The organism is Mycobacterium sp. NGS48, assembly GCF_059812585.1.
In genome coordinates this window covers 156079-178861 of the sequence record NZ_JCALCY010000001.1, presented here as the reverse complement: position 1 = coordinate 178861, position 22783 = coordinate 156079, and the positions used below count along the sequence as shown (strand labels likewise).

The 22783-nt window shown below is 66.0% G+C and carries 25 protein-coding genes and 1 pseudogene; 12 read left to right on the top strand and 14 right to left on the bottom strand.

Annotated elements, in window-relative coordinates:
* Window positions 1-55: 55 nt before the first annotated feature.
* From AC5Y42_RS00810 to AC5Y42_RS00790, 5 genes and pseudogenes are all read left to right on the top strand, one after another.
* Window positions 56-256, top strand: a pseudogene (locus tag AC5Y42_RS00810) (DUF2510 domain-containing protein); the annotation flags it as partial.
* 213 nt (window positions 257-469) lie between these two features.
* Window positions 470-1639 (top strand): hypothetical protein, encoded by a 1170-nt coding sequence (locus AC5Y42_RS00805; RefSeq protein WP_499895866.1) that lies wholly within the window; start codon window positions 470-472, stop codon window positions 1637-1639.
* A gap of 13 nt (window positions 1640-1652) precedes the next feature.
* A complete protein-coding gene (locus tag AC5Y42_RS00800) occupies window positions 1653-2336 on the top strand; it encodes a peptidase M50 (protein ID WP_499895805.1) in 684 nt (227 codons plus the stop codon).
* Window positions 2337-2345: 9 nt separating this feature from the next.
* Window positions 2346-3125, top strand: coding sequence for a site-2 protease family protein (locus AC5Y42_RS00795; RefSeq protein ID WP_499895026.1), 780 nt, complete (start codon window positions 2346-2348; stop codon window positions 3123-3125).
* Window positions 3126-3164: 39 nt separating this feature from the next.
* Window positions 3165-4052, top strand: coding sequence for a cation diffusion facilitator family transporter (locus AC5Y42_RS00790; RefSeq protein WP_499895025.1), 888 nt, complete (start codon window positions 3165-3167; stop codon window positions 4050-4052).
* Here AC5Y42_RS00790 and AC5Y42_RS00785 read toward each other — a convergent pair whose 3' ends face one another.
* Complete coding sequence (locus tag AC5Y42_RS00785) at window positions 4053-4469, bottom strand: DUF3151 domain-containing protein (RefSeq protein WP_499895023.1); 417 nt, start codon at window positions 4467-4469, stop codon at window positions 4053-4055. It abuts the gene before it with no gap.
* Window positions 4470-4579: 110 nt separating this feature from the next.
* Here AC5Y42_RS00785 and AC5Y42_RS00780 point away from each other — a divergent pair, with 110 nt between their 5' ends.
* On the top strand, window positions 4580-5455 hold the full coding sequence (locus AC5Y42_RS00780; RefSeq protein WP_499895021.1) for an Rv0361 family membrane protein: 876 nt from the start codon (window positions 4580-4582) through the stop codon (window positions 5453-5455).
* A gap of 3 nt (window positions 5456-5458) precedes the next feature.
* Here AC5Y42_RS00780 and AC5Y42_RS00775 read toward each other — a convergent pair whose 3' ends face one another.
* The 3 genes from AC5Y42_RS00775 to fbaA all read right to left on the bottom strand — a co-directional run bounded on the left by AC5Y42_RS00775 (window position 5459) and on the right by fbaA (window position 7240).
* Window positions 5459-5881 carry a PIN domain-containing protein gene (locus tag AC5Y42_RS00775; protein ID WP_499895019.1) on the bottom strand — a complete coding sequence of 141 codons (423 nt, stop codon included), beginning with the start codon at window positions 5879-5881 and terminating at the stop codon, window positions 5459-5461.
* Window positions 5872-6078, bottom strand: a complete 207-nt coding sequence (locus AC5Y42_RS00770; RefSeq protein WP_499895017.1) for a DUF2191 domain-containing protein — start codon at window positions 6076-6078, stop codon at window positions 5872-5874. Before AC5Y42_RS00770 ends, AC5Y42_RS00775 begins: the two co-directional genes overlap by 10 nt.
* Window positions 6079-6205: 127 nt before the next feature.
* Complete coding sequence (gene fbaA / locus AC5Y42_RS00765) at window positions 6206-7240, bottom strand: class II fructose-bisphosphate aldolase (RefSeq protein ID WP_499895015.1); 1035 nt, start codon at window positions 7238-7240, stop codon at window positions 6206-6208.
* Window positions 7241-7392: 152 nt separating this feature from the next.
* Between fbaA and AC5Y42_RS00760 the strand changes: the two genes are divergently transcribed.
* From AC5Y42_RS00760 to AC5Y42_RS00745, 4 genes are all read left to right on the top strand, one after another.
* A complete protein-coding gene (locus AC5Y42_RS00760) occupies window positions 7393-8070 on the top strand; it encodes a DedA family protein (protein WP_499895013.1) in 678 nt (225 codons plus the stop codon).
* 89 nt (window positions 8071-8159) lie between these two features.
* Window positions 8160-8891, top strand: coding sequence for a RelA/SpoT domain-containing protein (locus AC5Y42_RS00755; RefSeq protein ID WP_499895011.1), 732 nt, complete (start codon window positions 8160-8162; stop codon window positions 8889-8891).
* Entirely contained in the window at window positions 8888-9142 is a 255-nt protein-coding gene (locus tag AC5Y42_RS00750; RefSeq protein ID WP_499895010.1) for a hypothetical protein, read from the top strand. The genes AC5Y42_RS00755 and AC5Y42_RS00750 overlap by 4 nt, the downstream gene beginning before the upstream one ends.
* Before the next feature lie 119 nt (window positions 9143-9261).
* Window positions 9262-10290, top strand: coding sequence for a methyltransferase (locus tag AC5Y42_RS00745; RefSeq protein WP_499895009.1), 1029 nt, complete (start codon window positions 9262-9264; stop codon window positions 10288-10290).
* A gap of 91 nt (window positions 10291-10381) precedes the next feature.
* Here the strand turns inward: AC5Y42_RS00745 and AC5Y42_RS00740 are convergent, their stop codons facing one another.
* Genes AC5Y42_RS00740 through AC5Y42_RS00730 form a run of 3 tightly spaced genes read right to left on the bottom strand, consistent with a single transcriptional unit; the run spans window position 10382 to window position 13487 of the window.
* On the bottom strand, window positions 10382-11731 hold the full coding sequence (locus tag AC5Y42_RS00740) for a 3-oxoacid CoA-transferase (protein ID WP_499895007.1): 1350 nt from the start codon (window positions 11729-11731) through the stop codon (window positions 10382-10384).
* Window positions 11728-12846, bottom strand: a complete 1119-nt coding sequence (locus tag AC5Y42_RS00735; protein ID WP_499895006.1) for a glycoside hydrolase family 76 protein — start codon at window positions 12844-12846, stop codon at window positions 11728-11730. Before AC5Y42_RS00735 ends, AC5Y42_RS00740 begins: the two co-directional genes overlap by 4 nt.
* Window positions 12847-12878: 32 nt before the next feature.
* Window positions 12879-13487, bottom strand: a complete 609-nt coding sequence (locus AC5Y42_RS00730) for a helix-turn-helix domain-containing protein (RefSeq protein ID WP_499895004.1) — start codon at window positions 13485-13487, stop codon at window positions 12879-12881.
* Window positions 13488-13648: 161 nt separating this feature from the next.
* Between AC5Y42_RS00730 and AC5Y42_RS00725 the strand changes: the two genes are divergently transcribed.
* Both AC5Y42_RS00725 and AC5Y42_RS00720 read left to right on the top strand, forming a co-directional pair.
* Complete coding sequence (locus AC5Y42_RS00725) at window positions 13649-14434, top strand: SDR family oxidoreductase (RefSeq protein WP_499895002.1); 786 nt, start codon at window positions 13649-13651, stop codon at window positions 14432-14434.
* Complete coding sequence (locus tag AC5Y42_RS00720; protein ID WP_499895000.1) at window positions 14431-15006, top strand: VOC family protein; 576 nt, start codon at window positions 14431-14433, stop codon at window positions 15004-15006. Before AC5Y42_RS00725 ends, AC5Y42_RS00720 begins: the two co-directional genes overlap by 4 nt.
* A 61-nt stretch (window positions 15007-15067) precedes the next feature.
* Here the strand turns inward: AC5Y42_RS00720 and AC5Y42_RS00715 are convergent, their stop codons facing one another.
* From AC5Y42_RS00715 to AC5Y42_RS00685, 7 genes are all read right to left on the bottom strand, one after another.
* Entirely contained in the window at window positions 15068-15712 is a 645-nt protein-coding gene (locus tag AC5Y42_RS00715) for a TrmH family RNA methyltransferase (RefSeq protein WP_499894998.1), read from the bottom strand.
* Window positions 15709-16599 carry a hypothetical protein gene (locus AC5Y42_RS00710; RefSeq protein WP_499894997.1) on the bottom strand — a complete coding sequence of 297 codons (891 nt, stop codon included), beginning with the start codon at window positions 16597-16599 and terminating at the stop codon, window positions 15709-15711. Before AC5Y42_RS00710 ends, AC5Y42_RS00715 begins: the two co-directional genes overlap by 4 nt.
* Before the next feature lie 60 nt (window positions 16600-16659).
* Window positions 16660-17208, bottom strand: coding sequence for an orotate phosphoribosyltransferase (gene pyrE, locus AC5Y42_RS00705; RefSeq protein WP_499894995.1), 549 nt, complete (start codon window positions 17206-17208; stop codon window positions 16660-16662).
* Window positions 17195-17971: an SDR family NAD(P)-dependent oxidoreductase gene (locus tag AC5Y42_RS00700; protein ID WP_499894992.1), complete on the bottom strand. Its 777-nt coding sequence runs from the start codon at window positions 17969-17971 to the stop codon at window positions 17195-17197. Before AC5Y42_RS00700 ends, pyrE begins: the two co-directional genes overlap by 14 nt.
* A 24-nt stretch (window positions 17972-17995) precedes the next feature.
* A complete protein-coding gene (gene ttfA / locus AC5Y42_RS00695) occupies window positions 17996-18808 on the bottom strand; it encodes a trehalose monomycolate transport factor TtfA (protein WP_499894990.1) in 813 nt (270 codons plus the stop codon).
* A 133-nt stretch (window positions 18809-18941) separates the two neighbouring features.
* A complete protein-coding gene (gene clpB, locus AC5Y42_RS00690; RefSeq protein ID WP_499894988.1) occupies window positions 18942-21488 on the bottom strand; it encodes an ATP-dependent chaperone ClpB in 2547 nt (848 codons plus the stop codon).
* A 156-nt stretch (window positions 21489-21644) separates the two neighbouring features.
* The gene (locus tag AC5Y42_RS00685; protein WP_499894986.1) at window positions 21645-22655 is read right to left on the bottom strand and encodes a class I SAM-dependent methyltransferase; all 1011 of its coding nucleotides are present in this window, start codon (window positions 22653-22655) and stop codon (window positions 21645-21647) included.
* Window positions 22656-22783: the final 128 nt, after the last annotated feature.

The following is a 22783-nucleotide window of genomic DNA, read 5'->3' as shown; positions in this document are numbered from 1 at the left end:
GGAGGCCGCTGAACCGCCCGGCTAACTGCATCTGCGAAACGGACCATCAGCCGCTATGGCGGCGTTACGATCCGCGACAAGAAAGTTCCAAGACGTCTGCTCGAGACTTTGCCAGCCCCGTAGCACAACCTCCACAGGGGAGAGAGCAATGACGACAACATCCCGCCAGCCCGGTTGGTACGACGACCCCAACGACCCGAACGCGCAGCGTTACTGGGACGGTCAGGACTGGACGCCACACCGTCAGCGAAAGCAGGCTTCACGGCCCGCGCCGCGGCAGCAGCCTCCCCCGCCGGAGCAGCCGCCCGGCAGGTCCACGCCGCCGCCACCACCCCCGCGGAACGAGCCGCCGCCACCGCCCTCGTCGAACGTGCCGCCGCCCCCACCCGGGCAGGCGCAGCCGCCCGCTGCGTCCCGGGTCACGTCCGGCGCGATCAAGACAGCGGCCATCCTCGCGGGCGTTGCGCTGGTGTTGGTCATTGCCGCGTTCGTGGCCGGCCGCGTCCAGTTCGGAGCGTTTTGGCCAGCAATCCTGATTGTCGCCGCGATCGCGGCCATCATCGCGTTCTTCATCCTCCGGTCGCAACGACCCGTTGCACTCAAAGCCTTGGTCGTCACCGCCATAGTGGCCGTCGTCGCCGTGGCGATACCGGCGAGTTCGAAGGTGGTCTTCCCGGTATACAGCCACTTCTTCGGCGAAGAATCCGGACCGGGCGCCCAGGCGGGGCCTGGCGGTCCACACCACCGTGGTTCGCGCCATGGCGGAGGCGCACCGACGTCGGGCCTTCTGGTGATGTCGAATGATGGCTCGGGCCTCAATTTTGGCTACATTGATCCCGGCAGCGGCAAATACGGTCTTGTCTCAACGTTCAGCGGCGCGGGAACGACGAGCAGCGACCCCGAGGTTCTGGAACTGTCACCGGACCTGACTAAATTCGCCACTAGTAAGTCAGATGACAGCGGGGGCTCACCAATAAGCGCGCCATCACGCGCCGGATGGATCGATACCAGCGGAAAATTCACCGCAGTCAGCCCCGCGCCACCGCCCGCTACCGATTTTCAGCAAAGCCAACCAGCGGTGCCCCGCTGGCCCATCTTCGACGGAGCAGGGAACTTCTACTACTGGGCAAGTCAAGACAACACCTATCACCTGTACAAGCAGCCGGCCGGATCAACATCAGACCCGCAACAGGTCAGCCCGGACCCCAAAAATCAGGCCAATTACCCACTCCGCAACCCCGACGGCACCCTGAATTTTGACTGCCCGGAAATACCCGGACAGTGGCTCGGGTCCGACAGCCGGATGACCGTCTCCACGACGATCGGGCTGCCCGGCAGCTCCACCGATTCCTCCTCCTCTCAAGGGTTCGCTATCGTCAAATACCCCATCATCACCACCGGCAACGGCTGCCCCGCTATCAACCAAAGCAACCAGGACGCCACGAAAGTTTTCGACTTAGGTATCCAAAACGTGAGCCAGCCCGTAGCCAATCCCGACGGCACCAAAATCGCGTTCATTAACACCAACTCGCCCGGCGGCCTGTATGTCGTCGACGTCGGCGGCGACAACAAACCCACTCGTATCGCCTCACAAACCGACCTCGATCTCGGCCACATGACGTTGATCAGGTGGAACTAATAGACAATGGGTGATCGCTGAATTCGACCGAGCTCGCCCAGAACCCACGATTACCGGCGGGAACGCCGCCAGCGTGGCGGTGTTGTTGTTCGGCGATCGTCGTGCCCCGGGTCCGCTGTGCAGCCTGCCCGCCCGCCGGGTCACCAGCCCGGCCGACGTGGACGCTGCAGCGAAAACCTGTCGACGGCTAGTCGTGGTCGGCGCCGATGCCGACCTGGCCACCGTGCTGACCCGGCTGCTGCGCGCCGAGCTGCTGAGCGTCGAGGTGGCGTACGTGTCGCGCCGCCGCACCCCCGCCACCCGGGCCTATCGGCTGCCGGTCGGGTGGCGAGCTGCCCGCCGGGCGCAACGCGGCACCGCCGGGCGGGTGCCGTTGATCCGGGACGAGACCGGGTCGGTGATTGTCGGGTCCGCCGAGTGGCGCCCGTCCGGTGACGCGCGATTGCTGCACGGCGAAGCCGTGGTCGACGACACCGTGCTCGTCGACGGCCACTTCGACGGGGCGCGAATCGAGCCCACGGCGACGGTGCCCGGCCTGCGCGCCCGGGTAGTTGGCCGGCGCCGCTGGGTGACCGGACGAGCGGCACAGCTGGGCACCACCGGCGCGGCGGTGATGCGCGACGGGATTCCGGCCGCCCGCCCGGTGCGACGCTCGACGTTCTACCGGAACACCGAGGGCTGGTTACTGGTCCGGTAGCGTCGTGACGTGAGCATTCGCGGTGTGCACCAATCGGTGCGACCCAGTCCAATCTTCCTGGCGATCGTCGGCCTGACGGTGCTGGGCGGTGCGTTGGCGTGGCTGGCCCGGGCCAACATCGCGCCGCTGGCCTATGCCGGGGTGTTCGTCATGGTGATCGCCGGGTGGGTCGTGTCGCTGTGCCTGCACGAGTTCGGGCATGCCGTCACCGCCTGGCGGTTCGGTGATCACGATGTCGCCGTGCGCGGCTATCTGACCCTGGATCCGCGCCGTTACGCCCATCCGGGGCTGTCGCTGGGCCTACCAATGCTGTTCATCGCGTTGGGCGGAATTGGGCTACCCGGCGCCGCGGTTTACGTGCGCACTTCGTTCATGACGGCCGCGCGGCGCACCATCGTCAGCCTGGCCGGGCCCACCGCCAACCTGCTGCTGGCGGTGCTGCTGCTGGGTGTGACCCGCATCTGCTACGACCCCGAGCACCCGGTGCTGTGGGCCGGCGTGGCCTTCCTCGGCTTCCTGCAGGTCACCGCGGTCCTGCTGAACCTCCTGCCGATTCCGGGCCTGGACGGTTACGGCGCACTGGAACCACATTTGAGTCCCGAAACGCAGCGCGCGCTGGAACCGGTCAAACCGTGGGGCGTATTGGCGCTGGTAGTGCTGCTCATCGCACCGGTGCTGAACCAGTGGTTCTTCGGGATCGTCTACTGGTTCTTCGAGCTATCCGGAGTGCCCGCGATGTTGGCAGGCGCCGGCGGACAGCTGACCCGGTTCTGGAGCCCCTGGATGTGACCTTGCCATATATGCGTCAACGCGCATATATTTCGTGGCATGGGCGCCGGCCACCAACACACCGAGGTCGACGCCCGTGTATCCCGATTGCTCGCCGCCGCGGCCCTGCTGAGCGGGTTCTTCGCCGTCGAGATCGCCACCGCGCTGGCCATCGGCTCGATTGCGCTGCTGGCCGACGCCGGGCACATGTTGACCGACGTGGTGGCCGCGTTCATGGGGCTGACAGCCGTGTTGCTGGCCCGTCGCGGCAGTACGTCGCCGCGGCGCACCTACGGCTGGCACCGCGCCGAAGTGTTCACCGCTGTCGCCAACGCGGCGCTGCTGATCGGGGTGGCGGCGTTCATCCTCTATGAAGCGGTTCGGCGGCTCGGCGACGCACCGGCGGTGCCCGGCGTACCGCTGATCGTGGTCGCGCTGCTCGGCCTGGCCACCAACGCCGTAGTGGCGTTGATGCTGCGCTCGCACGCCGCCCAGAGCCTGGCCGTCAAGGGCGCGTACATGGAGGTCATCGCCGACGCGATCGGTAGCGTCGGCGTGCTGATCGCCGGGCTGGTCACCGTCACGACGCACTGGCCGTACGCCGACGTGGTGGTGGCCGTCGTCGTTGCGCTCTGGGTGTTGCCGCGGGCGTTCTCATTGGCCGGCGGGGCGTTGCGGATTTTGTCCGAAGCATCACCTGGCCACATCGATGTCGAGGAGCTGCGTTCGGCACTGTGTGCCGTCGACGGCGTGACCGACGTCCATGATCTGCATGTCTGGACGCTGGTACCGGGCAAGGACATGGTGACCGCGCATCTGACCAGCCACGGCGACTCGGCCCGAGTGCTCGACGAGGCCCGCGCGGTGTTGGGCGCCCGCGGATTGACGCACGCCACCGTCCAGGTCGAGCCGACGGGCGGCGCGGGCGGCTGCGGAGCCAGCTGGTAACTAGTTCAAACCGAGCGCAGGACGCGCGTGCGGGTCGCAGTCGTCGAGCAGATCCCGGCAGCGCACGTATTCGTCGGTCTCGCCGATGGCATCGGCGGCCCGCGCCAGCGCGGCCACACACCGCAGGAAGCCACGGTTGGGCTCGTGCGCGTAGGGCACCGGACCGAAACCCTTCCAGCCGTGGCGACGCAGCTGGTCCAGCCCGCGGTGATAGCCGGTGCGGGCATAGGCGTACGCGGTGACGGCCTGGTCGTCGGCCAGCGCTTCTTCGGCCAGCACCGCCCAGACCACCGAGGCCGTCGGGTGCGCGGCGGCGACAATGGCCGCTTTCTCGCCGGCCAGCAGTTCGGTCTCGGCCTCGCTGTCGCCCGGCAGCAGGATCGGGTCCGGCCCTAACAGGTCACCCATGGAAGTCATGACTTCTATCTTGCCGTTGCCCCGGTCTCGCCGCGGCGTCGCCACACAAACTGGGTCGGGTCGCTAAGCTCCGACATACCGATTCGACTGCGGGGAGGACAGCAGCGCTCATGCCCACGTCACCAGGGCCCAACCGCGACAGCAGGTCGAACAAGGCTGGATTCGATCCAGACGCCGGCAACGACTCGACGGGTCGGGACACCGATCCCGCCGGCGGGCACGCTGACCCCCACGACGAGGCCACCGAGGCCTACCGGAGAGCACCGTCGGACGCCGAACCCGCCACCGAGGTGATCGCCAAAGGCCACGATACGGAGCACGAGGCCGCCCCACCGCAGCGCCAGCGCGGTGAACGGCGTTTCACCGCACCGGGTTTCGACGCCAATGAGACCGCGGTCATCGACACCGGCCCGGAGCCGGCCACCGAGGTATTCCAGGCGGGTGACGCGCAACCGGGGGGCCAGGTCCGGTCAACGCCGAGAGCTGCTGTGCCACAGTTGATTCCGCCACGACTGGGGGCCAAGCTGCGTCCGTCGAGCCAGCGCAGCTGGGGCTGGGTGCTGGCGTTGATATTAATCATCCTGGCGCTGGCGGCGATCGCGGTGCTGGGAACGGTGGTGCTGACCCACGGAAACGAGAAGAAAGCCACTTCTCAGGAAGATGATGTCCGCAGCACCATCCAAAGTTTCGACGTCGCTGTGCAAAACGGTGATCTGGCTGCATTGCGCGGCCTGACCTGCGGCACCGCCCGCGACGGCTATGTGAACTACGACGAGCACGCCTGGGAGGACACCTACCAGCGCGTCGCGGCGGCCAAGCAGTATCCGGTGGTGGCCAGCATTGATCAGGTGGTCGTCAACGACGGTCACGCCGAGGCCAACGTCACCGCGTTCATGTCCTACGCCCCGCAGGTCCGCTCCACCCGCAGTTTTGACCTGCAATACCGCGACGACCAGTGGAAGATCTGTCAGTCCACTACGGGCTGATCACTATAAGTTGCCACGCGCGATGACCCATTGCTGTGCAAACGTCAATACGGTTGCGGCCGTGTCGAAGTCGGCGTCATAGTGCACGACGGTGAGGTCGTGGGCTGCGGCCAGGGCCGCGGTAAGTAGGTCGGCGACCCCGACAGAGCGGTGCTGGGCCGTTCGAGCGAGTTCGCGCTGAGCGTTGAGAGCGGACTGCCAATGCTCGTCGTTGGTCGGTAAGTATTCATAGGCCGCGCGGCGATCGTGCCATAGCTGTTCGTATTCGCCTGGACTACGCGCGCTGTACAGCGCTTCGGCGTCAAGCGAAGCAGTGGTCGCCACCAGTCCGGCCTCGATCAACGGGGCGATCCGTCGCGACACCTCGGGGTGCCGCATCCGGGCCGCGGCGCTGGTGTCGATCAGGTAGCGGGCGATTAGCGCCACACGTCGACGCGTTTCTGCGGTTCGGCCATCTCCTCTAGGCCGCCACCGACAAGCCATTCGACTTGGCGCGCACGGGCGGAGTTGGCCGCCGCCTGTTCCAGCGCCAACCGCACGGTGTCCGAAACGCCAGTTGTATTGAGCTCACGTTGCGCCGCGATGAGCAGGTCATCGTCAAGATCAATCAACCGCTTTGTCACCACACCTCCAGGCATATACGTTCAACGCCAAAAGTATATATGTCGCATGGTCTCGCGCTTCCGCATCCATGGGTAGCGGTGCGCCCCGAGCGGGGCCATGACGTGCTGTTTCCGCGGGCGCCGGTTCCTAGCTGGACAGCGACTTTCCGGCGCAGTGCAGGTCGTTGCAGGCCTCGACGACCCGCTCGGTCATTCCGGCTTCCGCCTTCTTCAGATAGCTGCGCGGGTCGTAGACCTTCTTGTTGCCGACTTCGTCGTCGACCTTGAGCACGCCGTCGTAGTTGCTGAACATGTGCCCGGCGACCGGCCGGGTGAACGCGTACTGGGTGTCGGTGTCGACGTTCATCTTGACCACGCCGTAGCGCAGCGCCTCCTCGATCTCCGACTTCGCTGAACCCGAGCCACCGTGGAAGACGAAGTCGAACGGCTTGGCGTCGTCGGATAACCCGAGCTTGGCCGCCGCCACCTTTTGGCCCTGGGCGAGGATGTCGGGACGCAGCTTGACGTTGCCGGGCTTGTAGACGCCGTGCACGTTGCCGAACGTCGCGGCCAGTAGGTACTTTCCGTGCTCGCCGTGGCCCAGCGCGTCGATGGTTTTCTCGAAGTCGTCCGGTGTGGTGTACAGCTTGTCGTTGATCTCGTTGGCGACGCCGTCCTCCTCACCGCCGACGACGCCGATCTCGATCTCCAGGATGATCTTGGCGGCCGCCGCATCCTTGAGCAGCTGGCGCGCGATGTCGAGGTTCTCGTCGATCGGCACTGCTGAGCCGTCCCACATGTGCGATTGGAACAGCGGGTTCTTGCCGGCCGACACCCGCTCCGACGAGACCGCCAGCAGCGGGCGGACGTAGCCGTCCAGCTTGTCCTTGGGGCAGTGGTCGGTGTGCAGCGCCACGTTGATCGGGTACTTCTCGGCGATGATGTGGGCGAACTCGGCCAGCGCCACCGCACCGGTCACCATGTTCTTGACGCCGAGGCCGGAAGCGAACTCCGCACCACCGGTGGAGAACTGGATGATGCCGTCACTGCCGGCGTCGGCGAATCCCTTGATCGCGGCATTGACGGTCTCCGAGGATGTGCAGTTGATCGCCGGGAAGGCGTAGCAGTTCTGCTTGGCCCGCTCCAGCATCTCGCCGTAGACCTCGGGTGTTGCGATCGGCATGGAACTCCTCCTGAGCTGGTGTGAAGCGGGGCCGGCAGCGGCTGCACCTGAAGACGTGTAAGCCCAGTATCGCAACCCCGCGCAGGCGTTGACAGCCCACCCGGGCGGCGTCTGGTCAGGGCCGGCCTCCGACGCCGGTATCTTGAGTCCTCATGGACACCGCCGTGTTGGCCTTGCCCGACTTGATGGACCCGATGTACTGGATCGGTCCGCAGGGCCTGTTCGCGTCGGCGGTACTGCCCGCTATCCTGCTCATCGTCTTCATCGAGACCGGCCTGCTGTTTCCGTTGCTGCCCGGCGAGTCGCTGCTGTTCACCGGCGGTCTGCTGGCCGCGCACGGGACGATGAACATCTGGGTGCTGGCCCCGGCGGTCGCGCTGGTCGCGGTGCTCGGTGACCAAACCGGGTATTTCATCGGTCGCCGGATCGGGCCGGCGTTGTTCAAGCGGGAAGATTCCCGCTTCTTCAAGCAGCATCACGTGACCGAATCGCACGCCTTCTTCGAGAAGTACGGCCCGATGGCCATCATTCTGGCCCGCTTCATGCCGTTTGTGCGCACCTTCACGCCGGTGGTCGCCGGGGTGTCCTACATGCACTATCCGACGTATCTGGCGTTCGACATCGTCGGCGGCATCGCCTGGGGTGGCGGTGCGACGGTGGCGGGCTACTTCCTGGGCAACGTGGACTTCGTCCATCGCAACTTGGAAGCGATCATCCTGTGCATCCTGTTCGTATCGCTGTTGCCGGCATTGATCGCGGTCGGACGGAGCTATCTGAACCGCCGTCGGGCAGCCAAGGAATCACGCGAGACCAGTTCGGTTCCTAAGTAACCTCGACGCGTTGGCACCGGCCTGCCGCGGGCCGAAGAAGGGCAACGTCGAGTCAGATCTCGTCGGCGTAGCGCGATACGTTGCTTAACGTGGCTGCCGTCGTGCCGAGCGTCTCCGCTGTGAACCGAGCAGGCCACGTTCTGCGCAGGCTGACAGTCACTTCGAACTTGGGCACAATCACTGCACCCGACGAACTAGGCATTGAGCAGATCTTCGAAGCCCTCGACACGCTGGAAGCCTGGCGCGCCGCGCACGCTCGACCGCTTCAGGCCGCGACGATGGGCCTGCGGTCGCGGGTATCGACAGCGGGCTGCTCGCAGATTGAGGTATCGCAGCGACTCAAACGCATTCCTACGATCATCGACAAGCTTCGCCGCGAACCGAGGATGAACCTCGGGCGGATGCACGACATCGGCGGCTGCCGGTCAGTCTTGCGCGATCTCGACGAAGTCCGGCGAGTCCAATCTCGCTACGCGGGCGACCGCGTCACTGCGAGGATCAGGGACTACATCGAACAACCGAAGCCAGACGGCTACCGCGCCGTGCATGTGATCGTCCACTACCACGACCGACTGATTGAGGTACAACTCCGTACGCACGTGCAGCACGAATGGGCATACACCGTGGAGAGCGTCACATCACGATTCGGGCTTGATATCAAGGCTGGTGGTGGCCCGCCGCCGGTTCGCGACTGGTTTGCAGCAGTGTCAGACGCTATGGCGCTAGAAGAACAGGGTGAGCAAGTGGGTGCGGAGCTATTGCGCCGCGTGTCTACACTGAGGGCATCCGCCCAGCCCTACCTGCAAGGAGTTCGTCGATGACTGCATCGTTGAATCACTTCTTGCTTGTCTTCGACCACAGCCGCGCTGAGTTGGTCGATCTGAAGGACTTCGGCACCGATGCGAAAAGCGCTATGGCGGAATATGCCCGCTTGGAGCGCGAGCACCTAGGCAAGTCAGATGCGATCGAAATCGTGCTGATTGGCTCCGATTCGCTGGAAACGGTGAAGGTGACCCACGCCAACTACTTCGACGGCACCGTCGCTGTGTCAAAGTACTTCGCCGGCATCTGAGAAAGAACCAGGCGCTCAGCCGCTGGTAGCTCGATCCGGTTGCCGGGACGCCGGAAATTCTTCCCCAAGGGGCGGTCCCGGGACTTGAGGAGGCGGGGCGGCCGCTACGCTGACTCGGCATGGCGTCCTCGGCAGACAGGCTTCGGATCGTCGACACCGTGTTCGGCGCGATGGCCGCGGAGGTGCTGTTTACCGCCGCTCGGCTGGGCGTGGCCGACCTAATCGGAGAGGGTGAGTCCGCGGCCGTCGACCTGGCTGCTGAGTACGAGGCGGACACAACGTCCTTCATCCGATTGTTGCGGGCAATGGCCGCGATGGGCCTGCTTACCGAACCCGCGCCAGGCCGGTTCCGACTCACCGAATCGGGCGGCTTGCTGCGCAGCGACCATTCCGACTCACTACTCGCGTTCGTCCAGATGTTCGGCGACCCCGCTATGCTGGCCGCGTGGCGAGAGCTTGAAACAGGCGTACGAACCGGTCAGGCGACGTTCGACAAAGTCTATGGCACAAGCTTTTTCGACTATCTGGGGCAGAGACCTGAATTGTCCGCTCGGTTCAACGCCGCGATGCGACAGGCCACCATGGCGATAGCTCAGGAGCTGCCGGGTAGCTATGACTTCACCCGTTTTCACACCGTTGCCGACATCGGCGGTGGTGACGGGACGCTTCTGGCCGCGGTGCTCAAAGCGAATTCCGCGCTGCGGGGAATTCTATTTGACACCGCCGAGGGCCTCGCGCAGGCCGACAAGACATTTGGCGCCGCCGCACTCGACGACCGTGCAACCAGCATCGTCGGCGACTTTTTCCATTCCGCGCCAGCTGGGGCCGACCTATATCTGCTCAAGAGCGTCATCCACGACTGGGATGACCAGCGGTGTGTCACCATCCTCGGCCACGTGCGCACGGTCATTCCCGCTGACGGCCGGCTATTGATCATCGAACCCGTCGTTCCTCCCACTGTCGATGGCGCGATGCCGTTGATCACGTACCTCAGCGACCTCAACATGCTCGTGAACGCCGGCGGCCGCGAACGGACACGCGAAGAGTTCCAGCGGTTATGCGCCGCCGCCCACTTTCGCCTCGAAAGCGTGACAGCGTTGCCGCCGCCCGCGGCGTTCTCGCTGCTGGAGGCGAAACCAATCGCTTGAACACGTATTGCGTCGACCTGAACCCATGTCGTCGAACAGTGCGAGCGGACGCATGACAACTCTGATCTTCAGCGACTGCGCCCAACGCGACTCATAAGGCGACGGTGAAATCGCAGCCGGTCTTGGCGCGCACGTCCTCGACCGTCACCCCGGGATGCACTTCTGTGAGGGTCAGCCCGCGGTCGGGTTCGACGTCGAACACGCACAGGTCGGTGATGATCATGTCGACCACGGCCTTGCCGGTGACCGGCAGCGTGCATTGCTTGAGGATCTTCGGGCTGCCGTCTTTGGCGGTGTGGTCCATCACGACGATCACCCGCTTCACGCCCGACACCAAATCCATGGCGCCGCCCGGGCCTTTGACCATCTTGCCCGGCACCATCCAATTGGCCAGGTCGCCGTTCTCCGCGACTTCTAGTCCGCCCAGGATGGACAGGTCGATGTGGCCGCCGCGGATCATCGCGAAGGAATCGGCGCTGCTGAAAAAGCTCGAACCGGCAAGCGTGGTGATGGTCTGCTTGCCGGCGTTGATGAGGTCAGGGTCTATCGCATCTTCGGTCGGGTAGGAGCCGATACCCAGTAGGCCGTTCTCCGACTGCAGCGTCACGCTGATGCCCGACGGAATGAAGTTGGCCACCAGCGTGGGAATCCCGATGCCCAGGTTGACGTAGTAGCCGTCGCGCAGTTCCTGGGCGGCCCGGCGGGCCATCCGCTCGCGAATCGGACTGTCGTGCTTGAGTGCGGCACCGCTTGTCACCGTGCGGAATTCGATGCGCTTCTCGTAACTGTGCCCTTCCATGATCCGGTCGACGTAGATGCCGGGAGTGTGAATCTGATCGGGATCCAAGTCACCGACGTCGACGAGCTCCTCCACCTCGGCGACCGTCACCGCGCCACAGGTGGCGATCATCGGGTTGAAGTTGCGCGCGGTCTTGCGATAGACGAGATTGCCGGCCGCGTCGCCCTTCCACGCCTTGACGATGGCCACATCGGCGCGAATGCCTTCTTCCAGAACATATTCGGTGCCGTCGAAGACCCGGGTGTCTTTACCCTCGGCGAGGTTGGTGCCGTACGCGGTGCGGGTGTAGAAGCCGGGAATGCCTGCCCCGCCGGCGCGCAACTTCTCCGCCAGCGTCCCCTGCGGAGTGAGGGCGAGGTCCAGTTCGCCGGACAGCACCTGGCGTTCGAACTCCTTGTTCTCGCCGACGTAGGAGGCGATCACCTTTTTCACCTGCCGTGCCTTGAGGAGCAGGCCCATGCCGAAATCGTCCACGCCGGCGTTGTTTCCGACGATCGTGAGGTCCTTGACACCGCTGTCCACCAGAGCCTGGATCAGGTTCTCCGGAATGCCGCAAAGGCCGAAACCGCCGGCGGCGACGGTGATCCCGTCCTTCAGCAGGCCGTGCAATGCGGTCTCTGCGTCGGGATGGATTTTGCTCATCGGGTATTCCTCTCTACTGCGCTGACTGCGTGGGCGGCCTCCATCAGCATCCAGCCGGACAGTTGCACCGACAGGTCTCGCTCGGCGACCTCGGAACCGGTCACCGCGCCCTCGACGAACTCGGCCTCCTTGCCGAGCGTCGACGGCAGTTCGGCGGTGCGATCCCAGAACGGTCCGAACAGCGGCAGCCCCTGCACCGACTGCCGGTAGTCCCAGGCCGACTGCGCGGAGTCCAGGACCAACTCGCGAGCGGTGTCGCGGGCCGCGGCGTCTTCGACCGACTCCCCCGGCAACGTGGTGGCGACCAGCGCCAGGTAGCGGACGGTGACCCCGCCGAACAGTCCCCCGTCGCCACCGCCTTCGCCCTTGAGCACCCCCGCCGGCGCCATGTGCTCCTTGACGGCGTCGACCAGCCGGTGCACCCGCGGCGCGTGCCGCGGATCGCCGGCGCGCGCGGCCAGTTCGGTCTCTAGCCCCAGCACCACGCCCTGGCAGTAGGTGTAGTGAGCGCGGACCAGCGAACCGGCCTTGATGCCGTCGAACACCAGATGCGTCTTTGGGTCGATCAACGTGCTGTCGATCCAGTCGGCCATCTGCTGCGCGCGCTTGAGCCGGTCGCCGTAGCGGGCCAGAAAGATTCCGGCCGGACCGTTGCCCGGGGCGTTGAAGAACTGGTCCTGTTTGCGCCATGGGATGCCGCCGCCGTCCTCGGGCACCCAAGCTTTGACGAACTGGTCGGTCAGTGTGTCAAGGGCGCGATGCCGGTCGACCCCGGCAAACCGGGACGCCCGCTCGAGCGCCAGCGCCAGCCAGGCCATGTCGTCGTAGTAGTCGTTGACCCATCGTCCGACGTTGCGCAGCCGGTGTGAGCGGATCTGGCGTTTGATCTCTTTGTGGCGCTCCGGTGTTGGGTTGCGCAGCTGGGCGTCGACCAGACAGTCCAGCAGGTGCGCCTGCCACCAGTAATGCCAGTGTCCGAACAACCGGTCACGCCGCACCGGCGGCCAGGCCACCACGCCCAACTGGGTGCCCGGCAGCGCCCACAGTCGTCTGAGGTGCCGGGCGGTCACCGCCGCTTCGGCGCTGGCCGCTCGGTTGGCCCATAGCTGATCCATACCTGCGATCCTGCCCTACTGGTGTGTCGCGATCAGTAGGCGCTGTTGGCGGAACCGTGCACAACAAGGGAGAGCACCCGGACCATATCGTGTGTGCGGTTCCTGTAGTGGTGCGGCGTGGCCGGATCGAACGCCAACGAATCCCCTTCGGCGAGTAGCAGGGTATCGAAGCCGATGACCGCCTCCAGTTCGCCCTGCAAGACGAGCAGGTACTCGCGCCCGTCGTGACGGACGGCCCGCCCGTTTTCGGAAGATTGACCGCCCGGGGCGTAGACGACCTCGAGGAAGTCGACCTTGTCGTCGTGGTTGGGCGTGAGGCGCTCCCAGCGAACACCCGTCAAGAGATCGATCGCCCGGCGGTCGGCCGCCCGCTGAACGATGCCCGCCCCGTCAGGGCCGCCGGGACGGCCCCAGACGGGGGGATGCGGGTGCGGCGCGACCTCGAACAGGGAATCCAGCGAGACACCCAACTCGCTCGCCAGGGAGTAAACCACGCTCGCGGACGGTGTGGTGATTCCGCGCTCGACCTGCGAAATGAGGCTGGCGGAGCAACCCACCCGTCGGGCGAGTTCCCGTACTGAAATGCCGCGCTCGATGCGCACCCGGCGAAGCCGTACGCCAAGGCCCTCCGCGACTGCCATTCCACCTCCTTGTTCAGTAAACCGTACACATACCATTCATTTTTTGACGTACTGAGCAGTGTTCTTTTCCTCAGCAGACTGGATACTGCACATACTGTTCATTATTATGAACGGATGGAGAAACGGCTGTCCCGCGGACGACGACGGGAAGAGGAATCGAGATGAACACGGCTTACGGAGTTGCGATCGCAGGTACATGTGCGTTGGTGACAGGAGCCAACCGCGGACTGGGGAAAGCGTTCGTGCGAGAACTGCTCGACCGTCGCGCGGCGAAAGTGTATGCCGCAGCGCGGAATCCGACCACGGTCAACGTCGACGACGACCGGGTCGTCCCGATGGGACTGGACATCACCAGGCCGGACGATGTGCACGCCGCGGCGAAACGTTGTGCCGACGTCTCGGTTCTGGTCAACAACGCCGGGGCCATGCTGAGGACGCCGTTGCTGGCGGCGCCCGACCTGAGCGCGGCCCGAGACGAGATGGAAACCAACTACTTCGGAACGCTGCAGATGTGCCGCGCGTTCGCCCCTGTACTCGCCCGCCAGGGTGGTGGCGCGCTGGTAAACATTGTGTCGGTAGCCAGTTGGCTGACGTCGCCGTTCAACGGCTCGTACGGGGCGTCGAAGTCCGCCGAATGGGCCCTGACCAATGCGGCACGCATCGAATTGCGTTCGCAGGGAACCCTTGTCGTAGCCGTGCACGCGGGCTGGATCGACACGGATATGGCGGCGACGGTGTCCGACACCATGATTTCCCCTCGCGACGTCGCCACCCAGACCCTAAATGCCGTCCGGCGCGGCGACGAGGAGGTGCTCACTGATGCATTCACGCAAGAGGTGAAGGCGTCGATGTCCGGCGACCACGCGCCCCTGTACTCCGACCTTCAGAAGAGTTGGGACGCCGAAGACTGGCCCTGGGAACGCAATCCGCGAAAGAGCCCCGCATGACGACCGAACCGATGGCCGCACTCGCCGTCAACCACGTCGGGCTCACGGTGCCGGACGTCTTCGCCGCAATCGACTGGTACGGCGACGTCTTCGGCTTCCGTTGCATCATGGGCCCGCGCGTGCTCGAGGCCGCTGGACACTTGGAGGCCAAGTCCGTCTTCGGCAAAACGTTCCGCCGAGCCTGGCAGGCGCATCTGATCACCGGAAACTACGTGGGCATCGAACTGTTCCAGTTCATCGACCCGCCCACCCGCGGTCGGTCGGACGAGCCGGTGCCCTGGCTCGACCGCGGGTTCTGGCACCTGTGCATCACGCATCCCGACGTCGGGGGCATGGTCCGGCGCGTCACAGATCATGGCGGCACGGTCCTGGCGGAGCCGTACGAATTTGTGCCGGGACGTCCGTGGCGGCTCGCCTACGTCGCCGACCCGTGGGGAACCGTGCTCGAGTTGATGAGTCACAGCTATGCAGAAGCGTTCGGCAATTGGCCGCAGCCCGGCCGGACGAACCCGCCCACACTTGTGGTGGGCGCGAAAAACGTTTCCGGGGAAGGAGCTAATGATGAAGGGTGACTGGCACATCGGCTGGCCGGGCACGAGCGGCCGCCCTCCACAACGACAGGTGATGGCGCGTTCACCAGGCGCGCGACAGGTCTCCGTGCTGCTCGATCCAGGCGTGCATGGCGATCCCGGCGGCCACCGCGACGTTGATGCTGCGCGTCGAGCCGAACTGAGCGATCGAGACCGTCAGCGCCGCGCCCGCGCGGGCGTCGTCGCTGATGCCGGGCCCCTCCTGGCCGAAGACCAACAGGCAATTGCGCGGCAGCGGCGTCTGCTCCAGCCGGGCGGCGCCGGGGACGTTGTCGACGGCCACCACCGTCAGCCCGGCGCCGGCAGCGAAATCCAGCAGGTCGGCGATGTGGTCGTGATGGGACAGCCGCTGGTAGCGGTCGGTCACCATGGCGCCGCGGCGATTCCACCGGCGGCGGCCCACGACATGCACGGTGTCCACCGCGAACGCGTTGGCGGCGCGCACCATCCCGCCGATGTTGGCGTCGTGGCCGAAGTTCTCGATCGCGATGTGCAGCGGGTGTCTGCGCTGGTCGATGTCGGCGATGATCGCCTCCCGCGTCCAGTAGCGGTAGGCGTCGACGACGTTGCGGGTGTCACCGTCACGCAGCAGTGCCGGGTCATACCGCGGATCCTCCGGGAGATCTCCCACCCACGGGCCTACACCCGCATTGGGTGCGCCCCATTCGGTGGGACCGGGCTCAGTCATTGCGTGGTCCAGACCGCGGCGTGGGTGCCGACCACCGCGACGGTCGCGTACAGCAGCGCCTGGTTGATCTCGCCCTGAGTGCACAGCGACGCGTCGACGTGTACGGCGTCCAGCGACACCTCGGGCAGCAGCAACACCGACGACCCGTATGCCGAGCAGGCGGCGTTGAGCCCCGGCGCGGGTAGGGATGGGGTGGCCAGCAGCATCATTGGCCCATCGCGGGCAGCCGACTCCTCGCGGTAGCGCGCCGCAACGGTGTCAGCGACGAGGCCCAGCAGCATATAACCGTTGCCGGTGAACACGGCCGGGTCGCCCAGCGACTCTTGAGTCAACTGGGTGCCGTCGGTGCGCCAGGCCGACACGCTGGTGGTCTTGACCACCATGCCGATGTCGTTCTCCTTGGTCGGCAGCATGCCCACCGGGAAGGTCGCCGGATACGCCGCCGCGGTGCCGGCGATACGGTCCCGTGGCGAATACATGTACACCCCGCGCACCGCGCTGCGGTCCTTCAGCGGGCCCAGACACACCGTGCCGGTCAGCCGGTCTGGCGTCGGCGCGGAGAGATGCTGCACGACAACATTCTTCGCGCCTGCACAACTGCCGATGCCCGTTGCTTCCATCGGGTGGGCCAGCGCGCCGTAGAAACCGAACCGGAAGTCCTCGGGCTTCGCGTGCGCTGCAGCCGGGTCGGTCGGGGCGGCGTCGACGTCGACCAGAACGTAGTCGGCATTCCAGCGCAGATTGGACATTGCGACATTCCAGCCCAGCACTGCCAGCGATTCGCCCAGCCGGGCGGGCTGCGCGCCGTAGACCCGGTCATCGTGAGCCGCACCCGAACAGGCCGATACCAGCGCCAGCGTCGCCACTATTGCGATCAGAGGCCGCACGGCGCCGCGCAGCGATCGCAAGCGTGGCAAGGCCGGGCGAAGCGGGTTGTCGCCAGACAATTAACGCAGTCCTAGATCCGCGAGATTCAGCACGCTGCGGTAGGGCAGGCCTTCGGCTCGAATCGCTTCGGCTGCGCCGGTCGCACGATCCACCACCGTCGCCACACCCACCACGTCGGCGCCGGCGTCACGCACCGCTCGTACCGCAGTCAGCGCCGAAGCGCCGGTGGTACTGGTGTCCTCGACCACCAGCACCTGCTGTCCGGAAATGTCGGGGCCTTCGATAAGGCGTTGCATGCCATGGGCTTTCACCGACTTACGCACGACGAACGCGTCGATCGGGCGTCCCGGCGCGTGCATGACGGCGGCGGCGACGGGATCGGCACCCAAGGTCAGACCGCCAACGGCCGCGTACTGCCAGTCTTCGGTGAGTTCGCGCATCAACCGGCCGATCAGCGCGGCGGCGCGGTGGTGCAGGGTGGCCCGGCGCAGGTCGACGTAGTAGTCGGCCTGCTTCCCCGACGACAGCGTGACGCGGCCGTGCACCACCGAGAGTCGGCGCACCAGGTCGGCCAACTCGTCGCGGTCGGCGGGCTCAGGTGCGGCCACGACCCCGGCCGATCACATTGGCAAAGCCGCGGACCAGGCTTCGCGGCGCCATCCGCCCGGCCGTGGTAAGCGCCTTGTATTGCAAGCCCGGAACGCTGATCACCTTGCCGCGCGCGATATCGGCCAAGCTTTCCCGGATCACGTCGTCGACCTCGAGCCACATGAACGACGGCATCGAGGCCATGTCGATCCCGGCGCGGCTGTGAAATTCGGTGTGTACGAAGCCCGGACACACCGCGTGTATTCCCACCCCGGTGCCCTTCAGCCCACCGGCCAGCCCCTCGGTGAACGACACCACCCACGCTTTGGACGCCGAGTAGGTCGACCCGCGACCCGACACCAGCCCGGCGACGCTGGCGACGTTGATGACGGTGCCCGAACCCGCGTCGACCATGGCCGGCAGCGCGGCACGGGTCAGCTGCATCACCGCGGTCACGTTGACATCCAGCTGGGCCTGCAGCAGCGCGGGGTCGGCGGTCCAGAATTCGCCGGAGGTGCCGAAGCCGGCGTTGTTGACCAGTACGTCGACGCCGGCAGCGAGCCGCTCGGCGACCTTGCCGCGGTCGGCGGGCTCGGCCAGGTCGGCCGGCAGCACCTCGACCGCGCGGCCGCCTTCGTCGCGCAGTTCGGCGGCCAGTTGGTCCAGCCGATCAGCATCGCGGGCAACCAATACCAGGTCGTAGCCGTCGGCGGCGAAGCGGCGGGCGAATCCTGCGCCGATCCCCGAGGTGGGCCCGGTGATCAGGGCGACGGGCGACGGCATGACCGACAGCGTAGCTGTCAGATATCAACGCTGATAATGCGTGGCCTGGTAGCCGTTGCGGTCCGGCGGCGGGCGACGGACGGCCTCGTCGGGTGCCCGCCGAGCCGGCTCGGATCGCCCGGAGGCTTCGGTGCGCGTCGGCGCCGCCTCCGCCCGGGCGGTCGGGGCCAGCGGGCGACTCGGCGCGGCGTTACGGCGGCCGGCCGACTGGCTCAGCGCGGCCTGCTTGGGCACCGGCGGCAACACCCGCAGCAAGTCGTTGAACTGGCGCACGGTGCGCAGGCCCTCGTCCCACTGGGCGCGGGTACTGGCGATCGGCATGCTGACCAGCGTCCAGTTCTCCTCGTTCCACATGATCTCGGCGCAGTCCGGTGCGGTGTGGGCGAAGGTGACCATGCGCCGGTCGCATGCCCGCCGGGCCGCGTCCAGATTGGTGGAGTACACCATCCGCGGCCCGATCGCGCCGAGCAGCCAAATGTCGTTCTCCCGCGGCTCTTTCAGGCCTTTGAGCCGGACGTCGACCACGACGTTGGTGCCCACCTTGCGGTGCAGCGCGATCACCGTGGCGACTTCCTCGAGGTCGAAGATGAACACCGCTTCGCCGCGGATCTGGCCCAGCACCACGTTGCGGGCCGGGATGTTGCCGACGGTCGACATCACACCGCGCTTCCAGCGCTGGAGGATGTCGGTGGATTCCGGCTCGTAGTCGAATCCGTGCGAACGCGCCCAGGATTTGCGGCGCCGGCCCCGCCCGCGGCGTCGATCGATGTCGACGTAAAGCAGCACCACCGCGCCGACGAAGCACAGCGCGGAGAGCGTGAACCAAAGCGGGACCATCGCACGTAGCCTACTTGCTTTTCGTGAAGAATCACGAATGCTTGCAGGTCACAACCCCATCACACCCCCGCTGCCGAACGTCGACTTGTTGGGCGATTTCCGGGAAATGTCCACAACAAGTCGACGTTCGAGCTCATCCGAGAATGAGGGCCTCGCCGTCGGGGCTGACGTTGACCGGCACGGTGTCACCGTCGTGCACCTCGCCGGCCAGCAGCATCTTGGCCAGCTGGTCGCCGATGGCCTGCTGTATCAGCCGCCGCAGCGGACGCGCCCCGTAGACCGGGTCGAATCCGCGCTGCGATAGCCACTTCTTGGCCTGCAGCGACACCTCCAGCTGCAGGCGCCGCTGCGCCAGCCGCTTGCTCAGCTGCTCGAGCTGGATGTCGACGATGTGCACAAGTTCTTCGGGGTTGAGGCCCTCGAAGATCAGCACGTCGTCGAGCCGGTTGATGAACTCGGGCTTGAACGTCGCCCGCACCGCGGCCATCACCTGCTCCTCGTTGCCGCCCGACCCTAGGTTGGACGTCAGGATCAGGATGGTGTTGCGGAAGTCGACGGTACGGCCCTGCCCGTCGGTGAGCCGGCCCTCGTCGAGCACCTGCAGCAGCACGTCGAACACGTCCGGGTGGGCCTTTTCCACCTCGTCGAAGAGCACCACCGTGTAGGGCCGGCGGCGGACCGCTTCGGTCAGCTGACCGCCCTGGTCGTATCCGACGTAGCCGGGCGGCGCTCCGACCAGGCGGGCCACCGAGTGCTTCTCGCCGTACTCGCTCATGTCGATGCGGACCATCGCCCGCTCGTCGTCGAACAGGAAGTCGGCCAGCGCTTTGGCCAGCTCGGTCTTGCCGACGCCGGTGGGGCCGAGGAACATGAACGCCCCGGTCGGCCGGTTGGGGTCGGCGACCCCGGCGCGTGAGCGCCGGACCGCGTCGGACACCGCCTGCACCGGCTTGCGCTGGCCGACGACCCGCTTGCCCAGCTCGTCTTCCATCCGCAGCAGCTTGGCGGTCTCGCCTTCGAGCAGCCGCCCGGCCGGGATGCCGGTCCACGCGCTCACGACGTCGGCGATGTCGTCGGGCCCGACTTCCTCCTTGAGCATGACGTCCTCGCGGGCCCGCGCGGACGGCAGCGCCGCGTCGAGCTTCTTCTCGACCTCGGGGATGCGACCGTAGCGCAGCTCGGCGGCCTTGGCCAGGTCGCCGTCGCGTTCGGCGCGGTCGGATTCGCCGCGCAGCGTGTCCAGTTGCTCCTTGAGCTCGCGGACGACGTCGATGGCGTTCTTCTCGTTGTGCCACCGGGTGGTGAGCTCGGCCAGCTTTTCTTTGTGGTCGGCCAGTTCGGCGCGCAGCTTCTCCAGTCTTTCGCGCGACGCCTCGTCTTCCTCTTTGGCCAGCGCCATTTCCTCGATTTCGAGGCGGCGGACCAGCCGTTCGACCTCGTCGATTTCGACGGGCCGCGAGTCGATCTCCATCCGCAACCGCGACGCGGCCTCGTCGACCAGGTCGATGGCCTTGTCCGGCAAGAACCGCGCGGTGATGTAGCGGTCACTCAACGTGGCCGCGGCAACCAGCGCCGAGTCGGTGATGCGCACCCCGTGGTGCACCTCGTAGCGGTCCTTCAATCCGCGCAGGATCCCGACGGTGTCTTCCACCGACGGTTCACCGACGAAGACCTGCTGGAAGCGGCGTTCCAGGGCAGCGTCCTTCTCGATGTGCTTGCGGTATTCGTCGAGCGTGGTGGCGCCAACCAGCCGCAGCTCGCCGCGAGCCAGCATCGGCTTGATCATGTTGCCGGCGTCCATCGCCGATTCGCCGGTGGCGCCGGCGCCGACGATGGTGTGCAGCTCGTCGATGAACGTGATGATCTGGCCGGCGGAGTTCTTGATGTCGTCGAGTACCGCCTTGAGCCGTTCCTCGAACTCGCCGCGGTACTTGGCGCCGGCCACCATCGAACCCAGGTCCAGCGAGACGACGGTCTTGTCACGCAGGCTCTCCGGCACGTCGCCGGCGACGATGCGCTGGGCCAGGCCCTCGACGATCGCCGTTTTGCCGACGCCGGGCTCACCGATGAGCACCGGGTTGTTCTTGGTGCGACGGCTCAGCACCTGGACGACGCGGCGAATCTCGTTGTCGCGCCCGATGACCGGGTCGAGTTCGCCTTCGCGGGCGCGCGCGGTCAGGTCGGTGGAGTACTTCTCCAGCGCCTGGTAGGTGGCCTCCGGATCGGGGCTGGTGACCCGGGCGCTGCCGCGGACCTTCACGAATGCCTCGCGTAATGCCTGCGGGGAGGCGCCGTGACCGGTCAGCAGTTTGGCGACCTCGGAGTCGCCGGTAGCCAGTCCGACCATCACGTGCTCGGTGGAGACGTATTCGTCGTCGAGTTCAGTGGCCAGCTGCTGGGCGGTGGTGATCGCCGCCAGCGATTCGCGCGACAGCTGCGGCTGCGAGCTGGCGCCGCTGGTCTGCGGCAGCGCGTCGAGTAGGCGCTGGGCTTCGGCGCGGATGGTGGCGGGCTCGACGCCGACAGCCTCCAGCAGCGGCGCGGCGATCCCGTCGTTCTGCGTCAGCAGCGCCAACAGCAGATGAGCGGGCCGGATCTCGGGATTACCGGCGGCGGAGGCCGCCTGTAAGGCCGATGTCAGCGCCGCTTGCGCCTTGGTTGTCGGGTTGAAAGAGTCCACGACTATCTCCCCTCGAGCGTGAAAAGGGTGTGCAAAATGCTTGTCGCGTTGTTCAACGTCGTCAAGGTTGAGTCTGTTCCGCTCAAGTCTATCTAATTTTTCGCCGCTGCGGCGCGCCCGTCCCGGTCTGGGCTCGCTAACTCGTTGCCGGCCCGCTCAGCGCGTCTTCTCGGCGACGATCCGCCAGTTCAAGTCGGCGATCTTGGCTCTCTCCGCATCGTTCCAGGCTTGCCCGCCCTTCTGAAGTAGGTCGAGGGCCTCTTCCAGCCAGGCCGGCGCGATCCGCGCCGCCGCCAGTACCCGGACCACGCGCAGGCCCCGCAGGATCAGGGCACGCTTCTGCTCGCAGATCGGCCACGCTTCGCTCTTCGATGGCGCCGAAACCAGGATCCGGAAACCGGCCCGCTCCAACGCCCCGCATACCTCGTCCGGGTACCTCGACTGCGTGGCAGCCAGCGTCGGCAGGAAGAGTCGGTGCAGCGCCACGTGCTCGTCGTTGCCCCAGTCGAAGTAGGGCGTCAGCAGGTACTCCGAACAGGCGTAGCGCGCTCCCGGCTTGAGTACCCGGTACATCTCCCGGGCGTGGGCGTCCAGTTCATGTTGCTTGAAGAACGGCCAGACCGCCTGAAAGGAAAAGCACCCGTCGAACGATTCTGTCTCGTATCTCAGCGGTTGATGATGATCTCCGAACGCAAAGTGCAACCGCTCGCTCATCGCACACCGGTCGGCCCAGTCCACAGCGTTTTCCAGCTGATTCGGATCGATGTTGTAGCCGGATACCTGCCCACCGGTCATCGTCGCGAAATGGTGGGCGATCCGGCCCCGTCCGCACCCCATGTCGAGCAGGTGCGAGTTCACCGGATCCTTCAGATCCAGCTCGGCCAGCACCGCCTTCTCGATCAGCAACTGATTGCCGTACAAGCCCTCGGATTCGTCGAGCATGGGCGGGATGTAGAGCTTTTCCAGATCGAACACTGACAGCAGGTTGTTGAGAACCTTGTAGTAATCAGCGACTGCTTTCGTCTCATCCGCCGTCTCGGTCGGCTCGCCGGCCTGCATACGTTGGAAGAACTTGTAGGCGTCGATGCATGCCTGCTTGTCTGCCTCTGGCAGGGTGGCCAGCCTCTTCAGTCCGGTGAGCGACGTCTTGACCCGATACCAGTTCACTGTGTCCAATTTCTCTGCCGCCCAACTTCTTTGTATCGATGTGGTGAGATCTCAGCCGGACCTGACGCGAGATGAATCGCCGACGAGGCCGTTTCACCGCTGCGCCGGTTCGACGTCGAGCTCGAGAC